A 13,235-nucleotide genomic window follows, 5' to 3' on the forward strand; every position below is an offset into this window, starting at 1 on the left:
AAACAATTATCTATTAGAGTAAATCAGCAGCTAATGTTGCCATTATGCTCCTCTCTCCCTTGACTAATCGAACTTGACCGTAAAAGGACTGTCCTTTAAGGCGTGCCGCAACATAAGTCATACCGTTACTTTCTTTGTCCAGATAGGGATGATCAATTTGGTCTGGATCACCGCAAAGTACAATCTTTGTACCCTCTCCTGCCCGGGTAATAATCGTTTTCACCTCGTGAGCAGATAAATTCTGAGCTTCATCAATGATGATAAATTGATTAGGAATGCTCCGACCTCGAATGTACGTCAGAACTTCTACCTCCAATTGCTTTTTCTTTTTTAGCAGATCAACGGCACTATCAATTACTGATTCAATTCCTCTTTCTCTCTCGCGCTCCCGTTTGGGTCGGAGTAACAAGTCAAGATTATCATAGATTGGCTGCATATAAGGACGAACTTTATCATCTTTTTCTCCTGGCAAATAACCGATATCTTTGCCAAAGGGAATCACTGGCCGGGCACAAAGAATGCGTACATACTTTTCACTATGAATCGTCTGCTCCAAGCCACTGGCTAAAGCAAGCAAGGTTTTGCCGGTACCTGCTGGACCCATGAGATTTACCAGATGAACTTCGGGGTTGTTTAGCAACGCTAAAGCCCAGTGCTGTTCGAGGTTCCTGGGAGTGATTTCCCAAGTTGGCTTGTGCCCGAAAGCCGCAATTATTTCCGTACCAGTTGTGGAAGAAAGAAGGGGGAGGAAAGTATTTTCAGTTATAACGCATGAGTTTGGAGGCAATGCTTGGCTCAATTTTATTGATTCCTTGCTGTATAAACTCTTTATATCTTTGTCATCTGGAGTAACCCGAATCACATCGTCTCCAACCGGCGGTAAATAGACTTTATCATTAAAATAATCTTGGGTTACCAACCCAAGAGCATCCGCTTTAACACGCATAGCAATATCTTTCGTAACAAGAATTACAGGCCTTTCCTCTTCCTGCATTAAATTCAGGACAACGCTTAAGATTCGATTCTCAGGTAAGCTAAGATCTGAGGCTAATGGCAATCTCTCTGGCGATGAATGGTTTAGCTCAATACGAATGAATCCACCGGATTTTAGTTTTACCCCTTGCGAAAGTTGGCCATCTTCCCTTAATTGGTCAAGGTTCTGGACAGTCTCCCTTACAGCTCGGCCGATATTGTTCAGAAGCCTTTTTTTATGCTCTAATTCTTCTAGCACTGCGTAAGGAATGACAATCTCATTCTCTTGAAATTGGTAAATGGCCGCTGGATCATGAAGTAGAACGCTGGAATCCAAGACATAGACTTTTTGCAAATTCAAGCACTCCTTTTGCCTCATTTTGATAGACGGTTCGCTACGCTAGAAGCCATGTACGAATCCGGTTTGATCACGCATTGAAAGCCGCAGGCTTTAACCCAACCTGTTATTTCTGCAATATACATGGCTGTCGGGCCATTATAACCAGCATCAACATGAATCGCTATCTTGTTTGGTATGTTATCTTCAATAAATTTGAGGTTCAATCTCAACGCTAAATCCAGACTAAGATTCGTTTCATAGAAAATCTTTTGACGGATATTACTAATCTTCTTTACTCTTCTGATTTCCGAGAAAAAGATACCACCTTTCCCGATTTGATTCTCAATTCTATGGATACCAATTGTTATCGGCATCTTTGTATAATCAAAGTTCTGACTGTCGGTTCCAATCGATACTCTGTATTCTCCATTTCGGTCTTGTGATAAATAAGCTCTGATCAATAAATACATTTCTTCAAAAGAAATTTCTCCATAAATCGTACTATGCATAAATAGCATCTCCGTTCCTCGGTACTTCTGCTTATTGATACAACTCAAAACGACGCTCATTATTCAAGAAAATATAACAAAAAATCCGAAAGATCATGAGTAATAATACTCTCATCTTTTCGGATAACTGTTTCAACGATCTTCCAGATTTGCTGACACCTGGGCGAACGGACTTACCCTCGAATTCAGTTCGTAAGAACTTAATTTTTGGGTTTTCTACAGACTTAAAGATTATTTGCACTAATCTCCAATAATGTATCTCGATATGCATTATTTCACATCTCCATAACATTAACTTTTGAAATCGATGTTATGATATGGTTTAATACCTTTTGAACCAATTCTAAACTCTCTGGAGGCTTCTCCATATAATATTTTAAAATATCCAGAATTTCTTTTCTAATGGTGTGAAAATTTCCCTCCTCACCGTGACAATGCTGATTACTTTGAGTCATCTTATCAGATAATCGTTTAAGCTCTAACCCCAAATGCATAATAGCCTCCTTACTTGCTCTTATCAAAAACAGAAAACGTTTCTACAGGAATATTTAGATTTGTTTTAAAAATTTTTTAATCAAATACATCCTAAAAGAATTATAAAGTGAACATGTAAATTTCCAATAAACCGCTTGTTAATTTTTTGTAAAATGTCGCTTAATTGATTTGTATACATGATCTTAATTTAGTTTTTAAAAGTTAAAGCAGAAAGAAGATTTTTACTTCTTTCTGCTTTAAGAATTTTGCTAAATTATTAAGCCTCTGGCTAATAGTTCACTTCTGTTTAGTTTTCATTGCTAAACATGATCTTTTGAAAGGGTCTCCCTAGTAGTTTAATGACCTCACTAAAGATGACAATGCTAAAGGTGTATCCCACAATCTTAATCCATAGATACGCTTCAAGGGGGACTGTTTTAAACACTTGTCCGCCAAACTGTGTGACAATGATCTGAATCAAAAATGTTACGAACACAATTCCAACCATGATTTTATTTCTATGAATATTAGGAAAAATGCTCTTTACTCCAAACTCCCTGCTATTAAAGGCATTCCATAGTTGGAATAGAACAAAGGAAGTAAACACGATGGTCGATTGTTGGCTCGCGGTTCCCCAAGAATATGCGTTTTCATAAGCAGGATTAAAGCCGCAACAATAAACAAACCATTGGAAACTATTTTAAATAGCATATCTTTCGTAACAATAGAAGCGTTTCGTTTTATGGGTTGCTTTTCAAGCAAATGCTCTCTAGGAGGCTCTAATCCCAAGGTTAAGGCTGGGGGCCCATCCATAATAATATTTACCCACAATAATTGTAACGTCGTAAAAGGCATTTTATACCCTAAGATTTCTGCCAAGATAACTGTAATAAATGCTACGACATTTACAGTCAGTTGGAACTGAATAAATCTTTGGAAGTTTTCATAAATCCCCCGTCCCCACCTAATCGCTTTGACTATTGTGGAAAATGAGTCATCCAACAAGACAATATCAGCAGCTTCCTTAGATACTTCCGTGCCTGTGATCCCCATAGCAACTCCGACATCGGCGGCTTTTAACGCCGGTGCATCATTAATGCCGTCGCCTGTTACAACCACAGAAGCGTTGTTTTCCCGCAGAAGTTTTACAACTCGCATTTTAGCAGATGGGTTTGAACGCGCAATGACTACAATTTTATCCAGTTTGCTCTTTAATTCCTGATCACTCATCGCATCGATATCTGTGACTTCGAGGACGAGTGAATCTTTATTGACAATTCCCAATTGATCAGCGATTGCCCTGGCGGTATTGATATTGTCTCCTGTTAGAATTTTGACGCTTATGCCCGCTTGCCGGCATTGATCAATGGCTGCTTTGACGTCTGTTCGTAGGGGTCTTCTATTCCTATGAAGCCAGTAAAAATGAGGTCTTTTTCAACGTTGTAAATATCCTCCCATTGGGGTTCTTCACTAAAATCGGTGTAAGCAAATGCTAATACCCTGCGGGCATTATCCTGCAATTCTTTTATTCTCGCTTCGATGACATCTTTATGCTCTTGCGTGATCGGAATAACTGAATTATTGATTTTAATCCTGTTACAAATATTGAGAACCTTTTCAGGTGAACCTTTGGTATAAAGTCTGTAACCTATCTTCTTTTCATAGGCTGTTGACATCATTTTTCTTGCTGACGTAAAATTATATTCCGCTACAGGTTCCGCGAACTGTTTGCGGTAATCAAGATAGTTTATATTGCTCCTATCTGCGCAGACCAGCAGCGAACATTCCGTTGGGTTTCCTAAAAACTCAAATTGACCATCCTTTTTAGTTATATCTGCAGTTGTATTAAGGCTGAAATTTTCAACCATTTCTTGGCAGCTTATTTTATCAATTGATATATTCTTTCCATCACACCAAGCCTCAACCACAGTCATCCTGTTTTCTGTCAATGTTCCGGTCTTATCGGAACAGATGACATTAACAGAGCCTATAGTCTCACACGCTATAAGCTTGCGGACCAGAGCATTATTCTTGGCCATTTTCTGCATGTTAAAAGCAAGGGTAATGGCTACCATGGTTGGAAGTCCTTCTGGCACAGCCGCAACGATCAGTGCGACTGAAGTGATAAAGGCATCCTTAATTCCGGGAAGAGCCGTTCCAATATTATCAAGAACAAGCAATCCCTGTTGATACATAGTAAATAATTCGAAAACAAAGATGCACCCAGCTACAATCGATCCAATAATCGAGATCTTTTTACCAAGATCCGCTAATTTTTGTTGCAGCGGAGTTTGGGAAGTAATTTCATCTTTAAGTTCCTCGGCAATTTTACCCATTTCAGTCTGATCACCGATAGCAACTATTACAGCGATTGCCCGACCTTCAATCACCATGGTGCCTGAATAAAGCATATTAATGCGTTCAGCCAACGGACAATTTTCTCTTTCAATTCTCTTGGAATTTTTGGTAACAGACTCCGCTTCGCCAGTAAGCATAGATTCATTGATTCCAAGATTCGAACAATGTACAATCCTTGCGTCGGCCGGTACTTTGTCCCCAGTTTCCAAGTGTATAATATCTCCAATAGTCAGATCACTTTGAGGAACATAAACGATCTGATGATCCCGCACGACTTTCACCTTAACGTCGTCACTCAATTTAGCCAAAGCTTCGAAGGCTTTATCAGATTTACCCTCTTGAATCACTGAGATGGATGTGGCAATAAGAACCGCGACAAAAATCCCCAATCCATCCTCCAAATGCCCCATAATTAGAGATATTAACCCCGAGATCAAAAGAATAATAATTAAGGGTTCTTTTAAGCTACCAAGGATTTTTGCAATAATACTCTCTTTTGGTTTCGGAGTAAAAACATTCTTTCCATAAAGTTGAACTCTAGCTCTAACTTCAGCATTGGATAATCCTATCTCTTCGTCACTTTTTAACTCGGCAATAACCTCTTGGGCTTCCTTTTGATAAAAGCTCACAGTTTAAATCCTCCTTATTTTTCCCCTCTTATCGTTAATACTTTTCTATACAGATTTAGATTTACTTAATGAAATATAACCACTCCTTACGTCTAATATAAAGTTCTTTAAGAAAAACTTGGCTGACGTGCAAAGACGTTTGTCCTCGTACGTGTTGCCATAGTGCAGGCGGCCGCCTAGCCTTATGCAACCCGAATACTTTCTGAGATGCCAAGGTAAATAAAAAAGACTTTTGACATAGCCTAATAGGCCATGTCAAAAGTCTCGTTACCTTCCGGTTTACAAAGCCAGGCAAGTTTACCTCGCCGGGTATGTTGACTTTGTAATTTAAAACTACTCCCTTTTAACAAAATCAGTATACTTAAAAACCATCGGCTTGTCAATGAAAACTTCAGTTACGATTTATTCTCATTTCCTAAAAGCCTACCGGGATAATTCCTTGATACTTTCACATAATGCCCCCAGCAAACGGTGAAACCCTTGGGGGTTTTGCGCCGGAACTCTATATTGCTTATTAATCTCAATCTGCACTGCCGGGATTCCCAGCTCTTGTGCCGCGTAATTAGTGATCGTTCTTGGACCTGTAACCGAAAAATCATGAGAGATACGTCTTAAACCAAATCTCTGGAAGATTTGATCCAAGATCTCTAACTTCTTTGTTTCAGCCAAAAGAGTTTTTCCACCATGAGTGCCAAAGTCCACATCAAACTCTCGCTCCCGAGCAGCGCCGTGGATGTCTAGTACAAATTTCACCTTCTCTTTATGACAAATTTCAGTAATTCTCTCTTTATAGATACAAGGGTAATCAACGTTAGGATCGCCGCCATAAAGCTTCGTTACGGCTATCCCCTGGGTACCTGATAATTGATTTAATAAAAACACGACAGAACCGGTGAATTGGTCGGACATAATTATCCTTTTTTGACGATAATGCCGAACCGCATGAGGAGCTGATACTAAGAGAGGCAACTTCCCGGGGAGCATCAGGAAGGGATCTTCTTGCTTAGGGTTTACTCGTTTATCCGTCTTGTAAAAATATACTCTCTCCACGCTTACAGCTTCTTCATGAATACGGGAACGGCTAAATTCCTGCAAAAGAGTTTCCTGGTTGCTCAAATGGTCATCCTCCAATAAAGTTTCATCTTACCCGTTAATTGCCGCACTTTCTTACACAGCTTCGACCACACATTTTCGTAAAATAGAGGGCATTATAGTTTACTGTTTCTTCATCTCGGTAGACAACAACAAACGGGAATCATTAGATTCATTTGAAAGAGGTTGCAACACAACTGTGAAGGTTTCTAGTGTGTTACAACCTCTTTTGATGTTAATGACCCTAATTAACTACTTTCCCAGCAGCAAGCGTTTGATAATTTTAAGCCGAATTGAGCGCTTAATGTCTAGTGAGGCCGACAGCTTAGTTGCCACATTATCCCAAACCGGTCCGTAAATTTGCCATATAGAGGACTAAAAAAGGTTTCCTGTAACTCCATCTCAATGCTGCCGCCTTCCGATAAGGCTTCAAACGTTGCTTTTGTTTCTTCTTTGGTATCAAACTCTAAGGAAAACGAAATGTTATTACCCTGAACAAACGTCGAATTTGTGCAGTAATCAGAAAAACGCAGGACATGACCGTCTTTTCGTAATTCAGCATGCATCACAAGATTTTTTTGTTCTTCAGGAATTTGATGTGCCGGATTAGGGGGCATGTCCCCAAAATGCAAAATTGCAGTCTCTCCCCCTAATACCTTCTGATAAAACTTCACAGCGGCTTCACAATTCCCTTTGAACATTATGTATGGAATTAACCAGTCACTCATAAAAACCCTTCTTTCTCCAGTATATTGAAGTTTCACTGAAATCCAACCATATTATAACGTAAAGTTTTATCTCAGGCAAAATTCGACACTGTCACGATACACGCGAGTTAATGGACAAAGGATAGAGTTTCTACCATTACCGCATTTAGAGTTATTAAACTGCCTGGGAATGAGCCAAAACCTTTTTAAGGAAAACCTCTACCAAATCAGGGTCAAACTGTATCCCAGCATTATTTTTCAGCTCTTCTAAGGCAATCTTTTCGGGCAAAGCTTGGCGATAACTACGCTCACTGGTCATAGCATCATAAGTATCCGCTATTGCAATGATTCGTGACTGAAGTGGAATTGTTATTCCTTTGAGACCTTTAGGGTATCCTCTCCCATCCCACCGTTCATGATGGGCTAAGACGTAGTCTGCCATTTCAGACATATCATTAACCGTACTAAGAATTCGGTAACCTATTTCCGGATGCCGTTTTATTTCTTCCCATTCTTCTTCGGTCAATTTGCCAGGCTTATTTAGAATGGTCTCTTCAATGGCAATCTTCCCAATATCATGAAGTAATCCGACGGTTTTCAATTCTTCAATTTGTCCTTCAGGAAGCCCCAACGCTTCGCCAATTCGTTTGCTGAGTACTGACACTCTGTGTGAATGCTGTTCTTCCCTTTTATTCTTCTCATGAAGTGTACTGATAATGGCATTGATAGTTTTTCCCCTCATACTCGGACTTTCGAAGAGCTTCTTTTTGTACATATAATCCTCAGCCTTTTTGAGAATCTCTTGGATATTTTCACTCTCATGATTTTTTGTTTCGTAGCCAAACGAAACGGATATATCAATAGAGCCCACCTTTTCCTGTGCAGCTAAGGTCTTGATACGTTTGAGGATTTGATCCGTTTTATTAATTTTTGTTTTCGGCAGCAGAAGAACGAATTCATCACCTCCAAGCCTAGCAATGATATCATCTGCTCGACAGGCGCTTTTTATGACGTCAGCCACCGTCTTGAGAAGTTTATCCCCCATACTATGCCCAAAAGAATCATTAATTAATTTTAAGCCGTTAACATCTGCAACAACGACCGTCAGGGGATAATTTCGCTTGACATCCAAGCGCTTAAGCTCTTCTTCAAAGAATCGTCGATTATATAAACCAGTAAGGAAATCATGATAACTTAGATATTCAAGTCTTTGTTCCATCTCCTTTCGCTCACTGATATCTCTCCATAATACATGAAAAACCTTTTTTTCATTAAGTAATATCGACGTTAACATCACCTCGACGGGTATTAATGCGCCATCTTTTTTCTTCAGCAGCCACTCAAATTTCTTATTTTTGAGGATCGTCATAATAATCTCCAAGGCTTTCTGTTTAGACGATACTCCCTTTGTTTGGAATTGTGGCGAGAGCTCCCACAGACTTTTACCAATTATACTCTCTTTGGAATCATACCCCAGCAGTTCCATAGTCGCAGGATTACAGTCTACGAACTTATTATCGTCTAAGATCAAGATTGCATCTGAAGAGCCCTCAAAGAGGGTTCTGAATGTTAATTCACTTGCTTTCAGGGCCTCTTCTGCCCGTTTTTGTTCCGTAATATCTTTATATATGCCAAATACCCCAATACGTTTATCTTCAAAAATTAAAGGATAGCCCAAAATATGTACGTTAACGAAACTTCCGTCGTTGCGAGTTCTGAGTGTCTCATATTCGACAATATTTCCTTTTATGACATTTTCCGATAGCTCGGTAGCCTCAATGATTAACTCAGGGCTAACGATTTTATCGTTAATAGAACAATTAAGCAGTTCATCTTTAGAGTAGCCAAACACCTTTTCGAAAGCAGCGTTAACATCGATAAACTTATCTTCCGTATCTAGAATGCAAATAGCTTCAGGGGAATTTTCAAACAGTTTGCGAAAATATATTTTTTGCAATTCCAAAGCCTTCATCGAGCTTTTTTCATAGGCAATATCTTTATAAATTGCACATATTCCAGTTTTATTGTTCTCAAGTTTAATGGGAAACGCCAATATTTTTACATCAATGGTCGAGCCATCTTTCCTAAGACGTGATGTTTCGGTGGTCACTGTATTCCCCTGCATAATCTTATAATACATTTTAGAGGATTCCTGATTATCTGGATCAATAAGAATATTTCCGATGTTTAAACCGATAATCTCGGAAGCTTTATACTGAAAAATTCTTTGGAAGGATTTGTTGGTCTTGATTATTTTGCCTTCATGGTCCATGATTAAGATACCATCTTGAGAATTCTTAAAAATCTCATCAAAATATGTACTTCTTAACTGCAATTGAGCGTTTAAAGACTTAAGTTCATTATTTTTCTTCTCATAAACATAACCAAAGATAAGAAACATACTAACAATAGTTACTAAATACACTATATGGAGCAAAAAATTCTGCATGCCAACCCCTCTTTCGTATGACAAACCTATTATAAGACATAGAAACCTATTTTTCTATATCCTATAACGATGACTCTTCCAATAAATAAAGAACTGATACTCTCGAAATAAAGTACCAGTTCTATTCTTTAGCCTCAACAGGAGAACTTTTCTACAAAACTTTTATTCTTTCCCCTGGAAAGATCAGGTTCGGTCGATTACGAAGTTGTGGATTCAAACGCAATAAGTCCTGAACTGTTAAACCTTTACGATTAGCAATTTTATATAAACTTTCACCTTGGCGTACAACATGACGATGATGATGCATTTAGAAGTTCCTCCCTGATGGTTTATTTGAGTCTTAAATCCTTATAATGTATCCTATGATAGGATAGAATTTTTTAGTGCAGGTCCTGGTAAAATTTTGAAATTAATTGGTGCCCTGCACTCATTGTCCAAAATTTATATCTATGTTCGTTTCTGTTATAATAATAGGTAATCAAGGTCTCAACATTCTATACCCCGTTATATCTAAAACAACGATTAAGGAGAAGCATAATGATCCGAACAATTCTTTGGTTTATCTACTTTTGGCTTTACCTTCTTGCTATTGAGCCTACCCTCTTAAGAATCAACCGCTTGTCCAAGATAGGACAAATTAGTGAACGTGACAGGCTCACTGCCCGAATCGCCATGAATTGGGCTCGATCCTTGATAAAGTTTGCGGGTGTTAAGGTTACTATAACTGGAGAAGAAAAAATACCTTCAGGTACTGTCCTTTTTGTAAGTAATCACCAAGGGAACTTTGATATTCCGTTACTTCTTGGTTACATAAATAAACCTAAAGCCTTTATTGCTAAAGTCGAACTACTTAAGATACCTTTAATTCGAACATGGATGACTCATATGCAATGCGTCTTTATGGATCGCTCAGATATCCGGCAGTCTTTAAAAGTTATTAACCAAGCTGCAAATCATCTGAAAGACGGTTATTCCATGGTTATTTTCCCCGAAGGCACGAGAAGTAAAGGTGAAACTCTAGGAGAATTTAAGCCTGGAAGCTTAAAATTAGGATTAAAGGCTGGAGTTCCCATTGTTCCGATTACGATTCGTGGTTCTTATAAAATCATGGAACAAAATGGTTTTATCATAAAACCAGCTCATGTGGAAATTATCATTTCAGACCCTATCCCCACGTCCGGCCTCACTAAGGAGCAAGCAACTGAACTTCCGGAAAAAGTCTTTCAAAGAATTGAGCAGAGTTTAGCCAGTTAATCATTTCTGCGATTAGGTAATCTTTGTTGTCAGCACAAACACCAAAAAGTCCTAGTACCAGAGAGGACCGTTGCTCCACGAACTGAATTCGTTTGGCAACGGCCCTTTGTTTGTATTTAATTAAAATCAACATCAATACGACGAGCTGCAGGATGGTGATCCTTTAAGAACGTCAATTCTAAGACCCCATTCCGATAACTAGCATGGGCTCCATCTGCTTTAACGAGAGCCAGAAGCGTTATCTTTCGGGAAAAAGTACCATAATACATTCGACAAGCAGGCGTTCATAATGGTAATTTATGTCAATAAATCCTTATCTAACATATACTGTACTAATCTTAGAAAGGGGGGCAAAAAATATGGCATTTGGAGCAGGGGCTGTTGATGGTGCCTGTGGAACAGGCTTTGGAGCTGGCATAGCAATAGTAGTTGTGATTATCTTATTGCTAATCGCCTTAGGAATCGTATTCTAGTTAAAAAATTTTAAATATTTTTCAAGGAGGAAAATCGATGTACGGAATGGGCTATGGTGGCTACGGTTATGGCGGAGGTACTGGCGGCTGCGTAGGTGCAGGAATTATTGCAATCGCAATTTTGATTCTCATTGCCTTGGGAGTTATTTTCTAAACCTTTCTTAAGGATTTAAATTTCTAAGTTTCATCCTATCAATAATATTACGCGCCACGAAATGCAATTTAGACGCATACTATGTCTTTATATGTTAAGAGGGGTAGTCTTAAATGACTGCCCTTTTGTAATTTTTTCTGGATTATTTTTCACATAGACTTGTCCCAAGTCTTTCTATTATAATAACTCTATCTACAAAACCATCGATGTATGCTGAAAGGAGATGTTTTATGACAAAGAAGTTGACTTCCTTATTTGTTATTGTGATTCTTCTGATTTTCACATTAACCTCAACGGTTCAAGCTTCTTTAGGAGACACCTTACTAAGGATTGGTTCAAAAGGGCCCGATGTTGTTCAGTTGCAGACTCAGCTTAATTACCTGGGGTATAATGTCGGTACGACCGATGGCATCTTTGGATCCAAAACGCAAGGGGGAGTCGTTGCTTTTCAAAAAGCAAAGTCCTTAAGTGTTGATGGCGTAGTTGGACCTATTACCGCCAACGCCTTAAATAGTGCTTACGCAGAGAAACTTCACACTGATAAAGCAAATGCCATTATTGCCAGCGCCGAAAAATACCTTGGTGTTCCTTACCAATGGGGCGGAGATTCACCGACCACTGGATTTGACTGTTCTGGCTTTGTTGAGTATGTTTTTGCTCAAAATGGAATTACCTTACCAAGAATTTCACGTGATCAATACACTGTAGGAACATCTATTGAAAACCTTAGTGATTTGCAGCCTGGTGATCTGATCTTTTTCTCCATTGCAAATAACGGAACAGTAGATCATGATGGTATTTATATTGGAAATCAACAATTCATTAATTCTTCCAGCTCTAAAGGAGTTACGATTTACACCATTGGTCCCTACTGGGAATCGGTATATTTAGGCGGTCGACGAGTTCTTTAATCATCTATTTGTAAATTTGACAGAAAAATAAGTGCTTATCCAAAGATGATTCGGATTTTTTAAAGAAAAGAGCTATTAAATAATAAAGTCCTGATAAGAGGGAAATTCTCCTCTCATCAGGACTTTATTACACCTTTTCTTCAATATCATTATATCCAAATTTTAAGGCAATCTTCATTTTCCAGGATTCTATCCGCGATCTTTGTTCCAACGACACTAAAGTAATCTTCACAATCTTCCCAACTAAAATAATTGTACTCATTTATTATCTTACCCTTTGTCAGAGCTCGAAGGGGTAAAGGAATTCTATTAATTCCAGTTATCTCAAAATTCTCCATGGATCGTTGGAATTCATCGCCTAAATTGGTAGTTTGCCAACACTTAGGCTCCCTTTCCTGGTTTATTCCGAGGATACGTGTTACAAGCTCATATGTCACGCTACCAAAAGTAATTAGAATTTTAGGCTGATATTCAAGGATGCTTTCCCTTAATGTAACAATTTCTTCAGCGATTTCCGTTGACCACATGTTTGAAGCTCTTGAAACTACGCCGATATCACTAACAATAGTTTTCATAAAAATACGTCCAGTGTCAATTCTTTTACGAAGTTTACGAAACATCTTATCCTGAATCACCTCTAAGATGGGAAGCCAAATATCCTGACGAACATCAGGGTATTTGGGGTTAACTAAAAGCCAAATCTGAGAAGATCTGTCTCCCGTTTCTGTCTTTACTTTCTCATCTAAAGGTGAATAGTCAGTAAGCACTAAACTGGACAAAGAAATTCCACCTTTCAATAGCTATCCTCAGTCATGAATAAGGTTTAAAAAATAACGTCAATCACATTCGTTGTGATATAATTTCATATAGCAAACAGTGTGCCAACACCAAAGCCCGCTTGATTCGGGCATTT

Annotated in this window: 13 protein-coding genes and 1 pseudogene; 2 read left to right on the top strand and 12 right to left on the bottom strand. The window is 38.6% G+C overall.

Annotated elements, in window-relative coordinates:
* Nucleotides 1–13: 13 nt before the first annotated feature.
* From VZF35_RS03995 to VZF35_RS04040, 10 genes are all read right to left on the bottom strand, one after another.
* Nucleotides 14–1,327: a PhoH family protein gene (locus tag VZF35_RS03995; RefSeq protein WP_407311206.1), complete on the bottom strand. Its 1,314-nt coding sequence runs from the start codon at nucleotides 1,325–1,327 to the stop codon at nucleotides 14–16.
* A gap of 20 nt (nucleotides 1,328–1,347) precedes the next feature.
* A complete protein-coding gene (locus VZF35_RS04000; protein ID WP_407311208.1) occupies nucleotides 1,348–1,821 on the bottom strand; it encodes a ribonuclease H-like YkuK family protein in 474 nt (157 codons plus the stop codon).
* A gap of 275 nt (nucleotides 1,822–2,096) precedes the next feature.
* Nucleotides 2,097–2,315 (bottom strand): hypothetical protein, encoded by a 219-nt coding sequence (locus VZF35_RS04005; protein ID WP_407311210.1) that lies wholly within the window; start codon nucleotides 2,313–2,315, stop codon nucleotides 2,097–2,099.
* Between the two features lie 287 nt (nucleotides 2,316–2,602).
* Nucleotides 2,603–2,902, bottom strand: a complete 300-nt coding sequence (locus tag VZF35_RS04010; protein WP_407311212.1) for a cation transporting ATPase C-terminal domain-containing protein — start codon at nucleotides 2,900–2,902, stop codon at nucleotides 2,603–2,605.
* Nucleotides 2,839–3,663, bottom strand: a complete 825-nt coding sequence (locus VZF35_RS04015; RefSeq protein WP_407314448.1) for an HAD-IC family P-type ATPase — start codon at nucleotides 3,661–3,663, stop codon at nucleotides 2,839–2,841. Before VZF35_RS04015 ends, VZF35_RS04010 begins: the two co-directional genes overlap by 64 nt.
* Nucleotides 3,636–5,282 (bottom strand): cation-translocating P-type ATPase, encoded by a 1,647-nt coding sequence (locus tag VZF35_RS04020; RefSeq protein ID WP_407311214.1) that lies wholly within the window; start codon nucleotides 5,280–5,282, stop codon nucleotides 3,636–3,638. Before VZF35_RS04020 ends, VZF35_RS04015 begins: the two co-directional genes overlap by 28 nt.
* Before the next feature lie 423 nt (nucleotides 5,283–5,705).
* Complete coding sequence (locus VZF35_RS04025) at nucleotides 5,706–6,398, bottom strand: hypothetical protein (protein ID WP_407311216.1); 693 nt, start codon at nucleotides 6,396–6,398, stop codon at nucleotides 5,706–5,708.
* A gap of 284 nt (nucleotides 6,399–6,682) precedes the next feature.
* The gene (locus VZF35_RS04030) at nucleotides 6,683–7,102 is read right to left on the bottom strand and encodes a VOC family protein (RefSeq protein ID WP_407311218.1); all 420 of its coding nucleotides are present in this window, start codon (nucleotides 7,100–7,102) and stop codon (nucleotides 6,683–6,685) included.
* Nucleotides 7,103–7,256: 154 nt separating this feature from the next.
* Entirely contained in the window at nucleotides 7,257–9,530 is a 2,274-nt protein-coding gene (locus VZF35_RS04035) for a PAS domain S-box protein (protein ID WP_407311220.1), read from the bottom strand.
* 151 nt (nucleotides 9,531–9,681) lie between these two features.
* Entirely contained in the window at nucleotides 9,682–9,837 is a 156-nt protein-coding gene (locus tag VZF35_RS04040) for a LysM peptidoglycan-binding domain-containing protein (RefSeq protein WP_407311221.1), read from the bottom strand.
* Nucleotides 9,838–10,067: 230 nt separating this feature from the next.
* Between VZF35_RS04040 and VZF35_RS04045 the strand changes: the two genes are divergently transcribed.
* Nucleotides 10,068–10,784: a lysophospholipid acyltransferase family protein gene (locus VZF35_RS04045; protein ID WP_407311223.1), complete on the top strand. Its 717-nt coding sequence runs from the start codon at nucleotides 10,068–10,070 to the stop codon at nucleotides 10,782–10,784.
* Between the two features lie 116 nt (nucleotides 10,785–10,900).
* Here VZF35_RS04045 and VZF35_RS04050 read toward each other — a convergent pair.
* A pseudogene (locus VZF35_RS04050) lies at nucleotides 10,901–11,050 on the bottom strand (Hsp20/alpha crystallin family protein); the annotation flags it as partial.
* Between the two features lie 591 nt (nucleotides 11,051–11,641).
* Here VZF35_RS04050 and VZF35_RS04055 point away from each other — a divergent pair.
* Nucleotides 11,642–12,322 (top strand): NlpC/P60 family protein, encoded by a 681-nt coding sequence (locus VZF35_RS04055; RefSeq protein WP_407311225.1) that lies wholly within the window; start codon nucleotides 11,642–11,644, stop codon nucleotides 12,320–12,322.
* Nucleotides 12,323–12,471: 149 nt separating this feature from the next.
* Here the strand turns inward: VZF35_RS04055 and VZF35_RS04060 are convergent, their stop codons facing one another.
* A complete protein-coding gene (locus VZF35_RS04060; RefSeq protein WP_407311227.1) occupies nucleotides 12,472–13,101 on the bottom strand; it encodes a hypothetical protein in 630 nt (209 codons plus the stop codon).
* Between the last annotated feature and the right edge of the window lie 134 nt (nucleotides 13,102–13,235).

This window comes from Desulfosporosinus paludis (genome assembly GCF_045689965.1).
In the GTDB taxonomy this organism is placed as follows: domain Bacteria; phylum Bacillota; class Desulfitobacteriia; order Desulfitobacteriales; family Desulfitobacteriaceae; genus Desulfosporosinus; species Desulfosporosinus paludis.